Genomic DNA, 18,762 nt, shown 5'->3' on the forward strand with positions numbered 1-18,762 from the left:
CGTCAGGCTCCCCCTCAGCTGAAAACATCAACCCCGCCCGCACAGGCGGGGTTGCTGCGTTTACAGCCCGGCTAAAACCGATTAACACCGTGAGTATCGAATTCCCGATATACGGTGTGCCGTCCAATCGCCCCAACGAATTCTTCCTGAGCCGGTCCTTCAATTAACGCTTTCACCTGATTATCTCAACTGAGCCTGAAAGCGCCGGCTAATCGTCTTACTTCACGTCTTACTTCAGCTGAATCTCGTTCCGCGCATCTCAAAAAGTGCCAATTAGAGTGCTGAATTGCGTGTAGGATACTGTATATATATACAGGCTTTTTCCTACGATCGATGTCCCCCGTCGCTATCCCTGCCGAAGAGATTCATCCGGCGCTCTGGCGAGCCTCGCAGCTTGCGCACGGGCGTGGAAAGACGGTCGACACGGGTTATCCGGTCCTGTCTACCGAATTGCCCGGTGGTGGGTGGCCGCTCGGTGAGCTCGTCGATCTGATGGTGGAGCAGCCGGGTGTCGGCGAAATGCGGCTTCTGCGGCCCGCGCTCAGTCTGCTCAACGATCGACCCATCGCGCTGATCAGGCCGCCGCATATCCCGGACGGACCGGGTCTGAACTATATCGGTCTGTCGCTCGACCGGCTGTTGCAGATCAAGGCGACGAAGATCACCGACGCATTATGGTCAGCGGAGCAGATGCTTCAGGCCGGCAGTTGCGGTGCAGTACTGCTGTGGGTGCAGCACGTAAAAGCATCGTCGTTGCGGCGTTTGCATCTGGCTGCTCAATCATCCGAGACGCTGTTCATCATGGTCCGGCCGCTTACGGCCGCACAAGACTCATCGCCGGCTCCATTACGGCTGGCCTTACGAGCGGCTGCGGAAGGCCTGATGGTCGACATAGTGAAACGACGAGGTCCCATGCGCGCGCAGCCTCTGTCGATTTCCCTGCAACCCACACCTGTTCTGTATTCCCGTCATGCGCGTCTTTCTCGCCGTTCATTTGCCGAAGCTGCCCCTCGAAGTCTTCCAGCCGAAGTGGCTGCGTGAGGGCGCGGCGGCCGGTGCGGAGCATGGCTGTGCCGTGCTGGAGAAGGGCGTGGTGGTCATCGTCGATCGCGCAGCCCGCGCGGCCGGTGTGCGTCCTGGCATGAAGCGGGCAGGCGTGCACACGCTTGCGCCGCAGACGCGTTTATACGACCGCGACATCACACGCGAAAGCGCCGCGCAGCAAGAAGTCGGCATCGCGCTGATGAAGTTCTCACCGGATGTCGCCTTGCTCGACGAGGCGACGGTTATCGTCGAAGTCGGTGCGAGTCTACGGCTTTTCGGCGGCGTGCTGTCGCTGTGCCGACAGGCGAAAGCGTTGCTCGATACGTTCGGCCTGACCGCGCGCATCAGTGCGGCGCCGACCGGCCAAGGCGCGTGGCTGCTCGCGAAGCACGGCAATCGCAGGGTGCTGCAAATCAGTTCGCTCGAGCGCTCGCTCGCGCCATTGCCGATGCATGCGGTGCCGGAGATCCGTCCGTTTGCCGACTGGTTCACCGGGCTCGGCTGCGAATCGATTGCCGATGTGCGTCGTCTGCCGCGCGCGGGCTTGCAGCGTCGTTGCGGCGAGCATCTGCTCGACTCGCTCGATCGTGCATTCGGCGTTGCGCCCGAGTTGTTCGACTGGCTCGAATTGCCGCCCACTTTTTCCGCGCGCATCGAGCTACCTGATCGTCTTGAGCATGCGGACGGTGCGGTATTTGCCGCGCACCGGTTGCTCGTACAACTATGTGGCTGGCTATGTGCGAAGCAACTCGCGGCCGCCGCCGTGACGCTCACTTTCGAACACGAGCGGGGCAGGCAGGCCCTCGAGCCGACGCTGATCGACATTGCGCTCGGCGAACCGGCATGGCGCGAGGAGCATCTGTTGCGGCTCGTGAAAGAGCGTTTGCATCGCGCGGAACTGCCGGCGGCGGCCATTGCGCTGCGGCTCGATGCGACGAAAATCGCTTCGGCGAAACAGGCCAACGACAATCTTTTCCCGGAGCCGGGCGGCACGCTGGAAGACCATGCGCGTCTGCTCGAATTGCTGATCGCGCGTCTCGGCCCAGAAAACGTGTTGCGTTCCGCGCCGACGGCCGATTATCGCCCTGAAATTGCGAACCGCTGGGTGCCGGTCGCCGATCAGGAGAAGAAGATCGCTTTACCGCAGGGCTTGCCGCGCCCGACATGGCTGCTGGAAACGCCGGTGCGTCTCCTGATGCGCGAGAACCGTCCGTTCTACGGTTCGCCGCTGCGCAAGGTGTCTCCGGCCGAGCGGATCGAAGCCGGCTGGTTCGACAACGGCTTCGTGACGCGCGATTACTACGTCATGCAGGCAGAGGATCTCAGCTGTTACTGGATATACCTCGAGCGCGTCGGCAGCCGTACAGCCGCTGATGAGGAGCAGCGCTGGTTCCTGCATGGCCTGTTCGGCTGACGGAACACAACGGGAACACAACGCACCATGGCCTCGACCGTCGTCCCGCCCGCCGTGCCGCCGTCCGCCGATGGCTCTTTCATCGAACCGTCCGCTGTGTCGTACGCATTGCCGGCCTATGCGGAGCTGTTCTGCTTCTCGAATTTCACGTTCCTGCACGGCGCATCGCATGCGGAGGAACTGGTGCAGCGTGCAGTGGAACTGGGCTATTCAGGACTCGCGATCACCGACGAATGCTCGCTTGCCGGCGTCGTTCGCGCACATGTCGCGGCGAAGGAAATGAATCTGCCGCTCGTCATCGGCTCGTATTTTCAACTGCGCAATGCCGACGGATCGCCCGCATTCGGGCTGATTCTGCTCGCGCAGAATCGCGAGGGATACGGCAATCTGTCCGAGTTGATCACGCTTGCGCGCACGCGCGCGCCGAAGGGCGAGTACCGTTTGACGCCGCACGATCTGTCGCGGCCCGATCGCGATCACGCGCATCTGCGCGGCATGCCCGATTGTCTTGCGATTCTGGTGCCGGAATTTCCGGCCAAGGAAGAAACGCTCGATGCGCAAATCGCATGGCTCGATGAGACGTTTTCCGATCGCGCATGGGTGGGCCTCGTGCTGCATCAGCGCGCAATGGACGATATTCATCGCGGCTCGGTTGAATATGTGGCGGATCGTCAGCAGGTGCCGGTCGTCGCGCTTGGCCATGTCGTGATGCACGTGCGCTCGCGCAAGCCGTTGCAGGACACCTTGACGGCGATTCGTGCCGGCAAGCCGGTGCGCGAATGCGGCTACGATCTCGCGCCGAATGCGGAACAGCATCTGCGTTCGCGTGTGCGCATCGCGAATCTTTATCCCGAGCATACGGTGCGCGAGACGATGAGCTTGCTCACGCGCTGCACGTTCTCGCTCGATAGCCTTCGTTATGAGTATCCCGATGAGATCGTGCCCGCGGGCTACACGCCGACCACGTATTTGAGGCAGGAAACCTACAAGGGCGCGCATCGGCGCTTTGCATCGGGGATTCCATACGAAGTGCAGCAACAGCTCGAATACGAACTCGCGCTGATCGCGGATATGAACTACGAGTCGTACTTCCTCACGGTTTACGACATCGTGCGTTATGCACGCAGCCAGCACATTCTGTGTCAGGGGCGCGGTTCCGCGGCCAACTCCGCGGTCTGCTATTGCCTCGGCGTCACCGAAGTGGACCCGGCGCGCGGCAACATGCTGTTCGAGCGATTTATTTCGAAAGAGCGCGGCGAGCCGCCGGATATCGACGTCGATTTCGAGCATCAGCGGCGCGAGGAAGTCATTCAGTACATCTATAACAAATATGGCCGCGACCGCGCGGCGATCGCCGCTGCGGTATCTACCTACCGGCCGCGCGGTGCGCTGCGGGAAACCGGCAAGGCGCTCGGCATCGATTCGCAGATTGTCGACAAGGTGGCGAAGACGCATCACTGGTTCGATTCGAGCAGCGATCTGCTGAAGCGTTTCGAAGAGGCGGGCCTCGATCCGGAAACGCCGTTGATCCAGATGTGGGCGAAACTCGCATCGCAACTGCTCAATTTTCCGCGGCATCTGTCACAGCATTCGGGCGGTTTCGTGATCAGCCGCGGCAAGCTGACACGGCTCGTGCCGGTCGAGAATGCGGCGATGGCGGACCGGTCGGTGATCGAATGGGACAAGGACGATCTCGAATCGCTCGGTCTGCTGAAGGTCGATGTGCTCGCGCTTGGCATGCTGTCGGCAATTCGGCGCGCGCTCGATTTCGTTTCGCAGCGGCGCGGCGAAGACTTCGAAATGCAATCGATTCCGCCCGAAGACAAGGAAACATACAGGATGATTTCGCGCGCCGACACGGTCGGTGTGTTCCAGATCGAATCGCGTGCGCAGATGAGCATGTTGCCGCGCTTGCAGCCCAGAGAGTTCTACGACCTCGTAATCGAAGTCGCGATCGTGCGGCCAGGGCCGATTCAGGGCGGGGCGGTGCATCCGTATCTGCGGCGGCGGCAAAAGCTCGAGCCTGAAACCTATCCGAGCGACGCGCTGAGAGTCGCGCTCGGCCGCACGTGCGGCGTGCCGATTTTCCAGGAGCAGGTGATGCAGGTGGCGATTATCGCGGCCGGCTTCACGCCGGGCGAAGCCGATCAGCTGCGCCGCTCGATGGCGGCCTGGAAGCGCAAGGGCGGCCTGCAGAAATACTATGACCGCATCGTCAGCGGCATGCTGGAGCGTGGCTACGAGAAGGATTTCGCTGACTCGATCTTCGAGCAGATCAAAGGGTTCGGCGAGTACGGTTTCCCGGAGAGTCATGCCGCCAGCTTTGCGTTGCTTGTTTACGCGAGCAGCTGGCTCAAGTGTCATGAGCCCGAGGCGTTTCTCGCTGCGTTGCTGAACAGTCAGCCGATGGGCTTTTATTCGCCGTCGCAGCTCGTGCAGGACGCGAAGCGTCATGGCGTCAAGGTGTTGCCGGTCGATGTCATGGTGAGCGGCTGGGATGCGTCGCTCGAGACACTCGCAGGCGAAGCACGTCCCGCGGTGCGTCTCGGACTCTCGTTACTGCGCGGAATGAAGGATGGCGCGGCGGAACGCATCGAGATTTCACGCGCGGTGCGGCCATTCGTCAGCGTGCACGATCTTGCGCACCGCGCGCAGCTCGACCGTCGCGATCTGCATGTGCTGGCCGATGCGAATGCGCTCGCGACGCTCGCCGGCAATCGTCGCGCGGCGTTGTGGCAATCGGTGGCTGCGGTGCCGGACAAGGACATGCTGGCGGGCACCGCGGTCACGGACGAAACGCCCGCGCTGGGCGCGCCGTCGGAAGCGCAGGACATCGTCGCGGACTATCGGTCCGCGGGCCTCACGCTCGGCCGCCATCCGCTCGAGCTGCTCAGACCGCAATTGCTCGAACACCGGTTGATGCCGGCCGCGACGCTCAACAGGTATCGCAACGGCCGGCTCGCACGCGGCTGCGGCATCGTCACGGTGCGGCAGCAGCCGGGCACCGCGAAAGGCGTGATCTTCGTCACGATCGAGGACGAAACCGGCAACATCAATGTGATCGTATGGCCGAAGCTTGTCGAAGCGCAGCGCAAGGAGCTGCTGGGCGCGTCGCTGCTGGCGGTGTATGGCGTCTGGCAATGCGAAGGCGAAGTGCGGCATCTCGTTGCGCATCGGCTTGTCGATATGTCGCATCTGCTCGGCGGACTGCAGTCGACGAGTCGCGACTTTTGCTGACGGGCGTTGCCGGCAAGAAAGCGGGCGCCGCAATGATGCGCGAGTACGGCCGATTCAACCATTGAACCCGTGTATCTGCACGCGACGAAAATCGCGCGGCATCCCGAAGACTGGACGCAAAGATGCGTGCGAGCGCGCCGGCAGGCACGGCATGCGCGCTACGTTGCGCGTCGCGGCGCATCACGAGCTGAACTCATGTAGCGGCACTCATGTAGCGGCACTCAGGCCGCAGTGCCGCGCCATGGAAAATTGGCCAGCACCTGCCGGATCGCGACGTCGAACGGTGTGCGGCGTCCGATGCCGAGCGCTTCGAGCACGCTCGAGTCGAGGTGGCAATCGCGCGGACGAGGCGTCGCGTCAGCCGGCGCGTATTGTGGCGTCAACTGCGGTGGCGTCAACTGCGGCGGCATCGACTGCGCATCGAGTTCGAGCGCTTTGGCGAGCCGGCATGCGATGTCGTACTTCGTCATCGGTTCGTCGCCCGACCATTGCGTGATGCCGCACACGGGCTCGCCGCGCGCATGCCGCTCGAGCATTTGCATGATTACGATCGCGACGTCCGGCGTGAACGTCGGATAGCGCGTTGCCCATGCGTCCATCACCGCCGGACCCGCCGTGGCGCTAGCCGAAGCGGCGATCGCCGGCACGAGGCTCGTCACCGCCGACTCCTGCCAGCTGACGATCGGCCCGTACAGCAACGGCAAGCGGAGCACGCAGCCATTGTTCGTCGCATCGAACAGTGCCCGCTCGCCTTCGAGCTTGCTGCGGCCGTAGGCGTTGATCGGCGCTGGAGGCGTATCGTGACGATAGGGCGGCCGCGTGCCGTCGAACACGTAGTCGGTCGAAATCGACAGCACCCACGCGCCGTGCCGTCGCGCCGCTCCCGCAATTGCACGCACCGCTTCGACGTTCAGCGCGCGAGCGAGCGCGGGATCGTTCTCGCAAACATCGGGACGCCGTTCGGCCGCGGCGATCACGATCGCGTCTGGTGCCTGCTCATCGACGAAGCGGGTAATCGCATTTTCATCGCGGATATCAAGCACGACCTGCGGTGCCCCGGCATGCGCAAACGCCGTTTGCACGACCTGCCAGTCATTCCGTTGCGACAGGCGATGCGCAACGGCGCGGCCCAGCAGCCCCGATGCACCGATTAATGCGACCTTGTACATGTGTCGTCAGTCCTGGGCGGGCTTTTCCTCCGTCACTGATTCGCGACGGCGACGACCGTGTAGCCGGCGTCATCGATGGCCTCTTTCAAGCTCTCGACCGATGCGGACGATTCGACGGAGACCTTGCCTGCCGTCAGATCGACGCTCACATGCGCGGCTGCGTCGCGTTCGCGAATCGCATGGGTAACGGCCGACACGCAATGCTGGCAGCTCATGCCTTCCACGTTGAATTCGATGGTCATTCGAAACTCCTTATCAAACAGGTAAGACGACAGTTGGATTATGCCTGGCGGATCCCAATTAAGCCCCGATGAGACCTCGAGCTGAGCTTCCCATCATGGGAAGGTGTAGGATCAGACGGCAAAGTGATGAAACGGGAACAAGTGACATGAATATCGGCGAAGCCGCTCGCGCGTCGGGCGTCACGGCGAAAATGATCCGCTACTACGAAAGCGTGGGCCTGCTCGCAGCGAGGGAGCGCACGCCGGCCGGTTATCGCGTGTACGGAACGCAGGAAGTGCATTCGTTGCGGTTTATCCGCCAGGCGCGACGCCTCGGTTTTCTTGTCGACGACATTCGCCGCCTCCTTGCGCTGTGGCACGATCGCTCGCGCGCCAGCGCCGAAGTCAAGGCGATCGCGCTCGAACACGTCGCGGAGCTCGACCGGCGGATCGCCGAACTGTCGGAGATGCGCGACACGCTTTCCCATCTCGCGGCTCATTGCCACGGTGACGATCGGCCCGACTGCCCGATTATCGAGCGGCTCGCAGCCAGTGAGAGTGGCGGATGCCAAGGCGACTGATCGATTGGTGGGGAGGGTTCGCGGTCATCGTTGTATGGAGTGTTGCACAAGAGTGGTGCGTTTTTGATTCGCAAACTGCCGTTCTGTGCCTGGTCGTCAAAAAAGGACAGTGAATCAACTGCTTACCGCTGCGAAGTGAGTGCACCATTCCAAATCGGAATGCACGCAATTCAGGCATTTCACTGGCGGATGCGCCGTGGAAGGCTATAATGCGGGTTAACCCTTTTACGGGAAATCCCTGATGTCCAATCCACCGGGGATTCATAGTCCTTGGAGAAGCATCATGATCGCGTACATTGTCGAAAAACTGAGCAACTGGTTTGAAACCGCGGAGCAAAGCCGTCGCGAAACGTATTTGGCCGAATCGGCCGATATCGTTCAGCTGGAACAGCGGATCCGCGAACTCGAAAAGGGCGGCTATTCGCTGTAAGGCAGCCCGAAGGCACGATGCCGTGGTTGATCGAGCCCCGCTTTGCGGGGCTTTGTCGTTTCTGGCACCCGTACACTTAATATTCACTAGTCTGAACGTTGCCACTGCGGTAAGGTAAAGCGGTTTTTGATATAGGCGCTCGTGTCTCGCTATTGCATCCGCTTGTACCTTCATTTGTACTTTTCTTTGTATCTTGGCTTGTATTTTTACCGGTCTTGCAGTCGACTTCGTTGATGTCTATTTTTTTGGCCTCGTCACCCGGCTTGTTCATTCATGCGCAACATCCGTTCGATCCGCTTCGCGCTCCCCGCCGCGGCCTCGACGCTACTGGCGACCGCGCTCGTTGCTTCGACAGCCTTCGCCGCAGGCGGCGGACAACCACTGATCCTCGACACGCAACATGGCATCAGCGACGGCCAGAGCGGCATCGTGCTGCAAAACGCACCGCTCTCGCAGGAGCCGATCGTGCAGGCGGCGCCCGCGGCCCAACCCGCGCAGCTTGCACCGTATAACCAGTCGACGCCGATTTACGTCGCACCATACATCAACCTGCCGACCAACACGGCGAATGGCGGCAGACCGCCCCACGCGGGCGGCCTGCAAGCGCCACGTCCGACGCCACAGCCGCGGCTGCCCCAATAGCGTCGCGCGGCATCAACGACAACGGCGCAGGCTGTTTGCGGAAAGACTGGCGGTGGCCTCGGCAACGGTAGACCGTCGATCTAGTCGAGCCGGAACTCGACCTTGAATTGCGCCGCTTTGTCCTGCCCTAACGCTTCTACGAGCCAGGGCATTGTTTCCTTCATCGCATCCGGCAGTGTGTACGGCGGGTTCACGATGAACATGCCGCTGCCGAACAGGCCGAAACCATCGGCCGGCGGGCTGGAGACAGTCAGCGACACATGCAGCCAGTTCTTCTCCTGCAAGCGCTTGAGCTGCTCCGCGAATCGCTGGGATTCGGGCCGCGCGACCTGCGGATACCAGACCGCATAGGTGCCCGTCGCAAAACGCTTCAGCCCGTCTTCGATGCAACTGAGCGTGCGCGAGTAATCGCGTTTGTCCTCATACGACGGATCGATCAGCACGAGCCCCCGTCTTGGCGCCGGCGGCAACAGCGGCTTGATGCCTTCGATCCCGTCGCCCGCGAATAGCATGGCCCGCTTGCCCGCGTCGCGGAAGTTGTGCCGTAGCACGTCGATTTCGGTGCTGTGCAGTTCGAAGAGACGCATCCTGTCCTGCGCGCGCATCAGACGCCACGCGAGATAAGGCGAGCCCGGGTAGTAACGAAGCTCGCCGTCCGGATTGAGCGCCGATACTTCTTCGACGTACTCGGCAAGTACAGGTGGCAGATCGGTGCGTTTCCACAGCTTCACGATGCCGCTTGCCGACTCGGCGGACTTGACCGCGTAGCCTTCCTTCAGTGCATACACGCCGGCGCCAGCATGCGTGTCGATGTACCAGTAGGCTTTGTCTTTCTGACCAAGATATTTGAGCAACTGCACGAGTACGGCGTGCTTCAGTACGTCGGCGTGATTGCCCGCATGGAAGGCGTGTCGATAGCTGAGCATGTTGGGATCGATCCGGGGCGGGTGTCCAGAAACAGATAGGCACGTGCCGGCCGTTCCGACCGGTGACGCATGGTTTGTACGTTGACGGTTCGTCCAACGCGGGCGCGTATTGTAGTACGGTAGTACGCGCCGCCGGTAGCGCGCGACACCGCGCGACGGTCCGGTGCATTCAGCTTCCAGCGGCGACGTCCCGGCGTTGCGGCGTTACGTTCGAGCGAAGCTCATTGATACGACTCACCGACGATCGCCTCGATGCGCTGCTTGATTTCCGGCGTGATCTTCGCCGCGACATCTTGCGCCTTCATGTTTTCGCCGATCTGCTCGACGCGCGACGCACCAGTAATGACGGTGCTCACGTTCGGGTTCTTCAGGATCCACGCGAGCGCCAGTTGCGCGAGCGAGCAGCCGAGTTCGTCAGCGACGTTGCCGAGCTTGCCGACAATGCTGTTCCTGTTCGTGTCGGTCACCGCGCTGCGCAGCCAGTCGAAACCCTGCAGTTCCGCGCGGCTGCCAGCCGGCACGCCATTGCGGTATTTGCCGGTCAGCAGGCCCGAGGCAAGCGGGCTCCATGTCGTCAAGCCGAGACCGATGTCCTCGTAAAGGCGGCTGTACTCTTCCTCGACACGTTTGCGGCAAAACAGGTTGTACTGCGGCTGTTCCATGACGGGCTTGTGCAGATGATGCCGCTCAGCTATTTCGTACGCCGCGCGGATTTCATCGGCGCTCCATTCGGACGTACCCCAGTATTGCGCCTTGCCGCGCGAAATGATGTCGCTCATTGCCCAGACCGTTTCCTCGATCGGCGTATGCGGATCGGGACGATGGCAAAACACGAGATCGACGTAGTCGAGCTGCAGGCGCGCAAGCGAGCCATCGATCGCGTTCATCAGGTACTTGCGATTCAGCGTGTGATACTGGTTCGGCGCTTCATTGAGGCCCCAGAAGAACTTCGTGGACACAACATAGCTAACGCGCGGCCACGCGAGTTCCTTGAGCGCATGACCCATGATTTCTTCTGACTTGCCGCCTGCATAAACTTCCGCGTTATCGAAGAAATTGATGCCGGCATCGCGTGCCGCAGCGAGCGATTCGCGCGCGAGGCGACGGTCCACCTGATTGCCGTACGTGATCCACGAGCCGATCGACAATTCGCTGACCTGCAGGCCCGATCGGCCCAGACGACGATAGTTCATGCCTTTCCCCTTTGGTATGCATACGGTTGTTTCAAGCAATATTCGAAACCGCTTAGCTTAATCCGATTCCGCGCGATACGTGACGCGTGCTTTGCGCATTCAGGTTCATGCACAATAGCAGCGCTGGCTGCAGTGCAACATTCGGCCGGATGGCATATGCCGTTCGGCTAGCTTCACGGCGCACGTGCGTCATGGTTTCATTGTTCATCTACTGCATGGAGGTTCCGGATGTCGTCACTGAATACGAGTCTCACGGGCAAGGTCGCGGTCGTCACCGGCGCGGCAAGCGGCATCGGCAAACAGATCGCGTTGACGCTGTCGCGAGCGGGCGCGGCCGTCGCGATTGCCGACCTGAACCAGGACGGTGCGAACGCCGTTGCCGATGAAATCACGAAGGCGGGCGGCAAGGCCATCGGTGTCGCGATGGACGTGACGAACGAAGACGCCGTCAATCAAGGCATCGACAAGGTTGCGGCCGAATTGGGCTCGGTCGACATCCTGGTTTCAAATGCCGGCATCCAGATCGTTAACCCGATCGAGAGCTACGCGTTTTCCGACTGGAAAAAGATGCAAGCCATTCACGTCGACGGTGCGTTCCTCACCACGAAAGCGGCGCTCAAGCACATGTACAAGGACGATCGCGGCGGTGTCGTGATCTACATGGGCTCGGTGCATTCGCACGAAGCGTCGCCGCTGAAGTCAGCGTACGTGGCTGCCAAGCATGCGCTGCTCGGTCTCGCACGCGTGCTCGCCAAGGAAGGCGCGAAGCATAACGTGCGCTCGCACGTGGTTTGCCCGGGCTTCGTGCGCACGCCGCTCGTCGACAAGCAGATCCCCGAGCAGGCGAAGGAGCTCGGCATCAGCGAAGAAGAAGTCGTCAAGCGCGTGATGCTGGGCGGCACGGTGGACGGCGTGTTTACGACCGTCGAAGATGTTGCGCAGACAGTGCTGTTCCTGTCGGCCTTCCCGACAGCGGCATTGACCGGGCAGTCGTTTATCGTGAGCCACGGCTGGTACATGCAATAACCATGGAGAGCGCGAATGGCACAACGCAACGTCAGCAACGCCAAACAGGCTCGCGCGGGCGTGGCCGGCGAAGGTAGCGGCGAGCCTGCCGGTGCCGCAGGCGGCGGCACCGCTGCCAGTGCGGCGGCCGACGCGGGTGCACGCGCGAGCGGTCGCCTCGAGTTGCCGCAGTACGAAACGATCGCGCTGATGCTGCAAGGCGGCGGCGCGCTCGGCGCGTATCAGGCCGGCGTGTACCAGGGGCTCCACGAGGCGGGCATTGTGCCGAACTGGCTCGCCGGTATCTCGATCGGCGCATTGAATACGGCGATCATTGCCGGCAATGCGCCCGAGCATCGCGTCGAGCGGCTGCTGGAGTTCTGGGAGACCATCTGCCAGCCTGCGTTCGGGCCACCGCTGCCGCCATTCGTCGAGCACGCATTTTTCAATTCCACCGACGCCGTCCGCAAGGCGTTCACCGCGATGCAAGCCGTCGGTGCGATCGTCGACGGGCAGAAGGGCTTTTTCGTGCCGCGCTTTCCGCCGCCGCTGCCGACCGTGTCCGGCCCGCCGCAAGTCGCGAGCTTTTACGACACCACGCCGTTGAAAGCGACGCTCGAGCGGCTTTGCGATTTCGATCGCATCAACTCGGGCGAGATGCGCGTATCGGTCGGGGCGGTCAACGTCGGCACCGGTAACTTTTCGTACTTCGACAACATGCACCCGGATACGGTGTTGAAGCCGGAGCACTTCATGGCGTCCGGCGCGTTGCCGCCGGGCTTCGGCGCTGTCGAGATCGACGGACAGTACTACTGGGATGGCGGGCTGATGTCGAACACGCCGCTCTATCAGGTCGCTCAAACCACGCCGAGGCGCGATACGCTCGCATTTCAGGTCGATTTGTGGAGTGCGATCGGCCCGGTGCCGGACAACATCACCGATGTGCAGGGGCGCGTCAAGGACATCCAGTATTCGAGCCGCACGCGCTACGTCACCGACACGATGCAGCGTACGCAGCGTTTCAGGCACGTGCTGCGCGAACTGCTCGATCGTGTCGCGCCTGAGCATCGCAACGACCCGTGGTGCAAGCTGGCCGACGAGCTATCGTGCTCGAAGCGCTACAACGTGATCCATCTGATCTACCGGAACAAGGAGTACGAAGGGCACTACAAGGACTATCAGTTCGGCTTGTCGACGATGCGGGAACACTGGCAAAGCGGGCTCGAAGACATTCGCGCGTCGCTTGCGCAGCCTGGTTGGCTCGATATGCCGGACAACGACTCGGGTTTCGTCACGCACGATATTCATCGCGACGCACGTTGATACCCGCCGGGCGCGAGCGGTGCCACAGTCGATGCACGAGATATCGCGAAAAAGCGTAGAGCAAAAGCGCAAGGCGAACGAGCAAAGAAAAAGCGGCACCGCTTTCACAGTGCCGCTTTCGCTTTTACTCTTTCTTTCGCCTTCACACGCCGCGTCGACCGGAGCGGGAGCGTATAACCCGGCCACCCGGTACGAGCGGCGGCTTTACTTCAACACGTGCGCGATCGCGTTCGCCACGACATCGAGGTTGCGCGTGTTGAGCGCCGCGACGCAGATGCGTCCGGTGCTGACCGCATAGATGCCGAACTCTTCGCGCAGACGATCGACCTGGGCAGCCGTCAGCCCCGAGTACGAGAACATGCCGCGTTGCACGTTTACGAAACTGAAATCGCGATTGACGCCAGCAGCCTGCAGGCGCTCGACGAGCCCGTTGCGCATCGCGCGGATACGATCGCGCATTTCGCCGAGTTCCGCTTCCCATGTCGCGCGCAGCTCCGGCGAACCGAGCACGGCCGCGACGATCGAGCCGCCGTGCGTCGGCGGGTTCGAATAGTTCGTGCGGATCACGCGCTTCAACTGGGACAGCACGCGCGAGCCTTCTTCCTTGCTGTTCGTGATGATCGACAGTGCGCCGACGCGCTCGCCATACAGCGAGAACGACTTCGAAAACGACGAGGACACGAACACGTTCAGCTCCGACTGCGCAAAAAGACGCACGGCGGCCGCGTCTGCCTCGATACCGTCGCCGAAGCCCTGATACGCGATATCGAGGAACGGCACGAGCTGACGTGCCTTCACGACTTCGACGATCTGGCGCCACTGGTCGGCCGTCAGATCGACGCCGGTCGGGTTGTGGCAGCATGCGTGCAGCACGACGATCGTGCCCGGCGCATAGCCGTTCAGCGCCGTCAGCAGGCCTTCGAAATTGACGCCGTTCGTCTTCGCATCGTAGTACGGGTACGAGATCACCTCGAAGCCGGCATTCTCGAACAGCGCGCGGTGATTCTCCCAGCTCGGGTCGCTGATCGCCACCTTGGCCGACGGGTTCAGACGCTTGAGGAAATCCGCGCCGATTTTCAGCGCGCCGGTGCCGCCGAGCGCTTGCGCGGTGATGACGCGGCCGGCCGCGACGAGCGGCGAGTCCTTGCCGAGCAGCAGTTGCTGGACCGCTGCGTCATAAGCGGCGATGCCTTCGATCGGCAGGTAGCCGCGCGGCAGCGCCGCTTCGATGCGTGCCTTTTCCGCGTCGCGCACTGCGCGCAGCAGCGGAATCTTGCCTTCCTCATTCGTGTAGACGCCTACGCCGAGATTGACCTTGGTCGGGCGCGGATCGGCGTTGAAGGCTTCGTTGAGGCCCAGGATCGGGTCGCGGGGGGCAAGTTCGACAGCGGAAAAGAGAGACATGATGGTTCGGCAGTAGTGAAAAGGAAGACGGCGACGGGACAGCTTCTCAATCGGCTAGGTCGGCGCTTGCGAGCGCATGGCTTGCCACCACGCAAAATGCAACCCGGTGACGCGCGGGCGAAGCGCAACGCGCCATTGTAGCGAATCCGCGAGCGGTTTTCGGCGCGAATCTGTTGGAATGCAGCACGATGGCCACATATGCAAGCTTGCGCGCCTGGTCGCGGCGCAGACGACAACGCGCCGCGCGGGCGGTCGCGGCCAGCGCATTGCGAGACGATTTGCACGGATTTCAGCGTGGATTCGAGCGGATTTTGAGCGGGTCCTGAGCGGGTCCTGAGCGGGTCCTGAGCGGTTTCGCGTGGTTTTGAGTGCCGGATCACTGCTCGTGCCGTGCCCGCTCGAAGCGCGGAAACAGCGCTCCAGGCAGGCGGTACGAGCGGGCCGTACAAGCGGGCCGTACAAGCAGGCCCCCGGCCGCCGTGCCAAGTGCCTTTAGCGACGCAAGTGCCGCCCCTGAACCCTCGTAAGCGGGAATCTGACCGCCCGGCCCCATGGCTGTATCCGGATCCGCGTTCAAACCGCCTTTAACTCACAGCTTGCCGCTTCGCAAATCGCTAGAATAGTCGTTTGCTTTCGGCCCAGGATGCCGCCCTCATGTCCGAACATCACTTGAGTGAAGTCGACGACACGCTAGACGAATCCAAATTCGTCTCGTTCGAAGGCTCGCCGTTTAAGCTCTATCAGCCGTATGCGCCGGCCGGCGACCAGCCGACGGCCATCCAGACGCTCGTCGAAGGTGTCGAGGACGGACTGTCGTTCCAGACGCTGCTCGGCGTGACCGGCTCCGGCAAGACTTACACGATGGCGAACACGATCGCGCGGCTCGGCCGCCCGGCCATTGTGTTCGCGCCGAACAAGACGCTCGCCGCGCAGTTGTACGCGGAGTTTCGCGAGTTCTTTCCGCGCAATGCGGTCGAGTACTTCGTCTCGTACTACGATTACTACCAGCCGGAAGCGTATGTGCCGCAGCGCGACCTGTTCATCGAGAAGGACTCGTCGATCAACGAGCACATCGAACAGATGCGCCTGTCGGCAACGAAAAGCCTGATGGAGCGTCGCGACGTGGTGATCGTCGCGACCGTGTCGGCAATCTACGGTATCGGCAACCCATCCGAATACCACCAGATGATTCTCACGCTCAGAACCGGCGATCGGCTGGGGCAGCGCGAGGTAATCGCGCGGCTGATCGCGATGCAGTACACGCGCAACGAGGCCGATTTCCAGCGCGGCACATTCCGCGTGCGCGGCGATACGATTGACGTGTTTCCGGCCGAGCACGCCGAAATGGCCGTGCGCATCGAGCTCTTCGACGACGAGATCGACACGCTGCAGCTGTTCGATCCGCTCACGGGCCGTGTGCGCCAGAAGATTCCGCGTTTCACCGTCTATCCGTCGTCGCACTATGTCACGCCGCGTGAAACCGTGATGCGCGCCGTCGAAACAATCAAGGCCGAATTGCGCGAGCGGCTCGAGTTCTTCCATTCGCAAGGCAAGCACGTCGAAGCGCAGCGGCTCGAGCAGCGCACGCGCTTCGACCTCGAGATGCTGCAGGAACTCGGCTTCTGCAAAGGTATCGAGAACTACTCGCGGCATTTCTCCGGTGCGCTGCCGGGAGAGCCGCCGCCGACGCTCGTCGACTATCTGCCGCCCGATGCGCTGATGCTGCTCGACGAGTCGCACGTGTTGATCGGTCAGTTGAACGGCATGTACAACGGCGATCGCGCGCGCAAGCAAAACCTCGTCGATTACGGCTTCCGGCTACCTTCGGCGCTCGACAACCGGCCGCTCAAGTTCAATGAGTTCGAGCGCAAGATGCGCCAGGTCGTGTTCGTGTCGGCGACGCCTGCGGACTACGAAAAGAAGACCGCGGGCCAGGTGGCCGAGCAGGTCGTGCGGCCGACCGGCCTCGTCGATCCGGAGATCGAAGTGCGCCCGGCGCGCAGCCAGGTCGACGACGTACTCGGCGAAATCAACGAGCGCGTGAAGGCGGGCGAGCGCGTGCTCGTCACGGTGTTGACGAAACGCATGGCCGAACAGCTGACCGAGTTTCTCGCGGACCACGGCGTCAAGGTGCGCTATCTGCACAGCGACATCGACACGGTCGAGCGCGTCGAAATCATCCGCGATCTGCGTCTTGGCACGTTCGATGTGCTGGTCGGCATCAACCTGCTGCGCGAGGGGCTCGACATTCCCGAAGTGTCGCTCGTCGCGATTCTCGATGCGGACAAGGAAGGCTTCCTGCGCGCCGAGCGCTCGCTGATCCAGACGATCGGCCGCGCCGCGCGTAACGTGAACGGCAAGGCAATTCTGTATGCGGACAACGTCACGGATTCGATGCGCCGCGCGATCGACGAAACCGAGCGGCGGCGCGCGAAGCAGATCGCCTACAACGCGCAGATGGGCATCGTGCCGCGCGGCGTCGTCAAGCGGATCAAGGACATTATCGATGGCGTCTACAACGCGGACGAAGCGCGCACCGAACTGCGCGAGCAGCAACAGCGCGCGAAGTTCGAGGACATGTCCGAAAAGCAGCTCGCAAAGGAAATCAAACGCATCGAAAAGCAGATGATGGACTACGCAAAGAACCTCGAATTCGAAAAGGCGGCGCAGGCGCGCGATCAACTCGCGCTGTTGCGCCAGCGCGTGTTCGGCGCGAACGTCGGCGACCATCTGACCGGCACCGACTGACGAGGTGAAATCTTCTCCGGTTACGCTGCGTGCGGCATCGCGCCGCACGTGGCGAGACCCCTTGGATTCACTTCCTGTCTTACTCCGGCAAGACGGCTACAAGCTCCCCGTAAACCCCTGTCGCGATTAGGTTTCCAGCACATTTGCATTTGTCCCGGAAACAGAAGAGTGATAAACTCGCGACAAGTATTGAGAATGGTTCGCATTACCGTTATTTACTGGTTTCGCAGTCGCAGAAGTCCGCAGTGAGCACGCAGTCGGCGGTCGTGGTTGGCACTCGTGGCCGGCAGTACCAGGAAAGTCCTCGCGTGAATCGTCGTGGCAGGTCGTGACGGTCAGCTTCGACTTACAAAAACAAAGGAGTTTCAATGCGCGTTTCGTCAATTTTGTGCGGCGGTGTTTTCGCCGTTGCGGCGGCTGTTGCCTTGCCGGCCGCGGCTGCCGAGTACCCGATCGGCAAACAGCAGATTCAGGGTGGTATGGAAATCGGCGCCGTGTATCTGCAGCCGATCACGATGGATCCTGAAGGGATGATGCGCAAGGCGTCGGATTCGGATGTTCACCTCGAAGCCGACATCCATGCGGTCAAGAACAATCCGACCGGCTTTGCGGAAGGCGACTGGATGCCGTACCTGCAGGTGCATTACGAACTGACGAAGAACGGTTCGAGCTGGTCGCAGAAGGGCGATCTGATGGCGATGGTCGCGAACGACGGTCCGCACTACGGCGACAACGTGAAACTGTCGGGACCGGGCAAGTATCACCTGAAGCTGATCGTCGAACCGCCGATGCAGACGGGCCATATGGCGTTCGGCCGTCACATCGACAAGGAAACCGGCGTGGGCCCGTGGTTCAAGCCGTTCACGCTCGATTACGACTTCACGTTCGCCGGCATCGGCAAGAAGGGCGGGTATTAAGCGCGGGAACGCGCAAACGCAGGAACGCAGCGAGTCGCATGACTCGACGATAACGCGTGGCGCGCGGCGCCGCGCGTTCTTAAGCGAAGCTTCAGGGATGATGCATGAGACTTAACAACAGGATGGTGCGTGCGGCAATCGCGGTGGTGTCGCTGGTCGGGCCGACTGCTGTCGTCGATGTCGCGTACGCTGCCGATCTGCCGACGTTCCAGCTCCAGATGAACGACGGCAAGCTGAACCCGGCTCGCATCGAAGTGCCTTCCGGCCAGCGTATCAAGATCGAAGTGCATAACGTCGGCAAGGGCGCGGCCGAGTTCGAGAGCGTCGAGCTGCGCAAGGAAAAGGTATTGGCGCCCGGCGCGTCGTCGTTTGTCGTGATCGCGCCGCTGTCGCCGGGCGAGTACAAGTTCTTCGACGATTTTCATCAGCAGGCGCAAGGCGTGATCGTCGCGAAGTAAAAGAAGCAGCAGGGCAGCGGTAGCAGAGCAGCAATTGCGGGCACCGGTTC

Annotated in this window: 16 protein-coding genes; 11 read left to right on the forward strand and 5 right to left on the reverse strand. The window is 61.8% G+C overall.

Translation table 11 applies throughout. From position 1 onward, the window contains the following. The first annotated feature begins 333 nt into the window (after positions 1-333). Genes imuA through QYH69_RS10860 form a run of 3 tightly spaced genes read left to right on the forward strand, consistent with a single transcriptional unit; the run spans position 334 to position 5,695 of the window. Positions 334-1,041, forward strand: a complete 708-nt coding sequence (imuA, locus tag QYH69_RS10850) for a translesion DNA synthesis-associated protein ImuA (protein ID WP_308831868.1) — start codon at positions 334-336, stop codon at positions 1,039-1,041. Continuing rightward, positions 971-2,458: a DNA polymerase Y family protein gene (locus QYH69_RS10855; RefSeq protein ID WP_308831869.1), complete on the forward strand. Its 1,488-nt coding sequence runs from the start codon at positions 971-973 to the stop codon at positions 2,456-2,458. Before imuA ends, QYH69_RS10855 begins: the two co-directional genes overlap by 71 nt. Positions 2,459-2,485: 27 nt before the next feature. Further along, positions 2,486-5,695, forward strand: coding sequence for an error-prone DNA polymerase (locus tag QYH69_RS10860; protein ID WP_308831870.1), 3,210 nt, complete (start codon positions 2,486-2,488; stop codon positions 5,693-5,695). A 221-nt stretch (positions 5,696-5,916) separates the two neighbouring features. Here the strand turns inward: QYH69_RS10860 and QYH69_RS10865 are convergent, their stop codons facing one another. Together QYH69_RS10865 and QYH69_RS10870 are read right to left on the reverse strand one after the other, a co-directional pair. Continuing rightward, positions 5,917-6,864, reverse strand: a complete 948-nt coding sequence (locus QYH69_RS10865) for an SDR family oxidoreductase (protein WP_308831871.1) — start codon at positions 6,862-6,864, stop codon at positions 5,917-5,919. 32 nt (positions 6,865-6,896) lie between these two features. Further along, positions 6,897-7,106, reverse strand: coding sequence for a cation transporter (locus tag QYH69_RS10870; RefSeq protein ID WP_308831872.1), 210 nt, complete (start codon positions 7,104-7,106; stop codon positions 6,897-6,899). 146 nt (positions 7,107-7,252) lie between these two features. Between QYH69_RS10870 and cueR the strand changes: the two genes are divergently transcribed. From cueR to QYH69_RS10885, 3 genes are all read left to right on the forward strand, one after another. Then, positions 7,253-7,666: a Cu(I)-responsive transcriptional regulator gene (cueR, locus tag QYH69_RS10875; RefSeq protein ID WP_308831873.1), complete on the forward strand. Its 414-nt coding sequence runs from the start codon at positions 7,253-7,255 to the stop codon at positions 7,664-7,666. A gap of 283 nt (positions 7,667-7,949) precedes the next feature. Then, a complete protein-coding gene (locus QYH69_RS10880) occupies positions 7,950-8,096 on the forward strand; it encodes a DUF3563 family protein (protein ID WP_075157570.1) in 147 nt (48 codons plus the stop codon). A 273-nt stretch (positions 8,097-8,369) separates the two neighbouring features. Continuing rightward, complete coding sequence (locus tag QYH69_RS10885; protein ID WP_308831874.1) at positions 8,370-8,738, forward strand: hypothetical protein; 369 nt, start codon at positions 8,370-8,372, stop codon at positions 8,736-8,738. 80 nt (positions 8,739-8,818) lie between these two features. Here QYH69_RS10885 and QYH69_RS10890 read toward each other — a convergent pair whose 3' ends face one another. After that, positions 8,819-9,664, reverse strand: coding sequence for a 23S rRNA (adenine(2030)-N(6))-methyltransferase RlmJ (locus QYH69_RS10890; protein WP_308831875.1), 846 nt, complete (start codon positions 9,662-9,664; stop codon positions 8,819-8,821). A 221-nt stretch (positions 9,665-9,885) separates the two neighbouring features. Beyond that, on the reverse strand, positions 9,886-10,857 hold the full coding sequence (locus QYH69_RS10895; protein WP_308831876.1) for an aldo/keto reductase: 972 nt from the start codon (positions 10,855-10,857) through the stop codon (positions 9,886-9,888). 228 nt (positions 10,858-11,085) lie between these two features. Between QYH69_RS10895 and QYH69_RS10900 the strand changes: the two genes are divergently transcribed. Continuing rightward, a complete protein-coding gene (locus tag QYH69_RS10900) occupies positions 11,086-11,883 on the forward strand; it encodes a 3-hydroxybutyrate dehydrogenase (protein ID WP_308831877.1) in 798 nt (265 codons plus the stop codon). Between the two features lie 15 nt (positions 11,884-11,898). Continuing rightward, positions 11,899-13,185, forward strand: a complete 1,287-nt coding sequence (locus QYH69_RS10905; RefSeq protein ID WP_308831878.1) for a patatin-like phospholipase family protein — start codon at positions 11,899-11,901, stop codon at positions 13,183-13,185. A gap of 204 nt (positions 13,186-13,389) precedes the next feature. Here the strand turns inward: QYH69_RS10905 and QYH69_RS10910 are convergent, their stop codons facing one another. Continuing rightward, the gene (locus QYH69_RS10910) at positions 13,390-14,589 is read right to left on the reverse strand and encodes an amino acid aminotransferase (protein WP_308831879.1); all 1,200 of its coding nucleotides are present in this window, start codon (positions 14,587-14,589) and stop codon (positions 13,390-13,392) included. A gap of 654 nt (positions 14,590-15,243) precedes the next feature. Here QYH69_RS10910 and uvrB point away from each other — a divergent pair. The 3 genes from uvrB to QYH69_RS10925 all read left to right on the forward strand — a co-directional run bounded on the left by uvrB (position 15,244) and on the right by QYH69_RS10925 (position 18,712). Then, positions 15,244-17,337 carry an excinuclease ABC subunit UvrB gene (gene uvrB / locus QYH69_RS10915; protein WP_308831880.1) on the forward strand — a complete coding sequence of 698 codons (2,094 nt, stop codon included), beginning with the start codon at positions 15,244-15,246 and terminating at the stop codon, positions 17,335-17,337. A gap of 368 nt (positions 17,338-17,705) precedes the next feature. Then, on the forward strand, positions 17,706-18,254 hold the full coding sequence (locus QYH69_RS10920) for an iron transporter (RefSeq protein ID WP_308831881.1): 549 nt from the start codon (positions 17,706-17,708) through the stop codon (positions 18,252-18,254). A 122-nt stretch (positions 18,255-18,376) separates the two neighbouring features. Further along, entirely contained in the window at positions 18,377-18,712 is a 336-nt protein-coding gene (locus QYH69_RS10925) for a cupredoxin domain-containing protein (RefSeq protein WP_374992391.1), read from the forward strand. Positions 18,713-18,762 lie beyond the last annotated feature (50 nt).

The sequence above is a fragment of the Paraburkholderia sp. SARCC-3016 genome, assembly GCF_031119615.1.
In the GTDB taxonomy this organism is placed as follows: Bacteria; Pseudomonadota; Gammaproteobacteria; order Burkholderiales; family Burkholderiaceae; genus Paraburkholderia.

Excerpts from the sequence above, each read along its gene's own strand:
- imuA (WP_308831868.1), top strand. The coding sequence starts at position 334 with ATGTCCCCCGTCGCTATCCCTGCCGAAGAGATTCATCCGGCGCTCTGG.
- QYH69_RS10855 (WP_308831869.1), top strand. The coding sequence starts at position 971 with ATGCGCGTCTTTCTCGCCGTTCATTTGCCGAAGCTGCCCCTCGAAGTC.
- QYH69_RS10860 (WP_308831870.1), top strand. The coding sequence starts at position 2,486 with ATGGCCTCGACCGTCGTCCCGCCCGCCGTGCCGCCGTCCGCCGATGGC.
- QYH69_RS10865 (WP_308831871.1), bottom strand. The coding sequence starts at position 6,864 with ATGTACAAGGTCGCATTAATCGGTGCATCGGGGCTGCTGGGCCGCGCC.
- QYH69_RS10870 (WP_308831872.1), bottom strand. The coding sequence starts at position 7,106 with ATGACCATCGAATTCAACGTGGAAGGCATGAGCTGCCAGCATTGCGTG.
- cueR (WP_308831873.1), top strand. The coding sequence starts at position 7,253 with ATGAATATCGGCGAAGCCGCTCGCGCGTCGGGCGTCACGGCGAAAATG.
- QYH69_RS10880 (WP_075157570.1), top strand. The coding sequence starts at position 7,950 with ATGATCGCGTACATTGTCGAAAAACTGAGCAACTGGTTTGAAACCGCG.
- QYH69_RS10885 (WP_308831874.1), top strand. The coding sequence starts at position 8,370 with ATGCGCAACATCCGTTCGATCCGCTTCGCGCTCCCCGCCGCGGCCTCG.
- QYH69_RS10890 (WP_308831875.1), bottom strand. The coding sequence starts at position 9,664 with ATGCTCAGCTATCGACACGCCTTCCATGCGGGCAATCACGCCGACGTA.
- QYH69_RS10895 (WP_308831876.1), bottom strand. The coding sequence starts at position 10,857 with ATGAACTATCGTCGTCTGGGCCGATCGGGCCTGCAGGTCAGCGAATTG.
- QYH69_RS10900 (WP_308831877.1), top strand. The coding sequence starts at position 11,086 with ATGTCGTCACTGAATACGAGTCTCACGGGCAAGGTCGCGGTCGTCACC.
- QYH69_RS10905 (WP_308831878.1), top strand. The coding sequence starts at position 11,899 with ATGGCACAACGCAACGTCAGCAACGCCAAACAGGCTCGCGCGGGCGTG.
- QYH69_RS10910 (WP_308831879.1), bottom strand. The coding sequence starts at position 14,589 with ATGTCTCTCTTTTCCGCTGTCGAACTTGCCCCCCGCGACCCGATCCTG.
- uvrB (WP_308831880.1), top strand. The coding sequence starts at position 15,244 with ATGTCCGAACATCACTTGAGTGAAGTCGACGACACGCTAGACGAATCC.
- QYH69_RS10920 (WP_308831881.1), top strand. The coding sequence starts at position 17,706 with ATGCGCGTTTCGTCAATTTTGTGCGGCGGTGTTTTCGCCGTTGCGGCG.
- QYH69_RS10925 (WP_374992391.1), top strand. The coding sequence starts at position 18,377 with ATGGTGCGTGCGGCAATCGCGGTGGTGTCGCTGGTCGGGCCGACTGCT.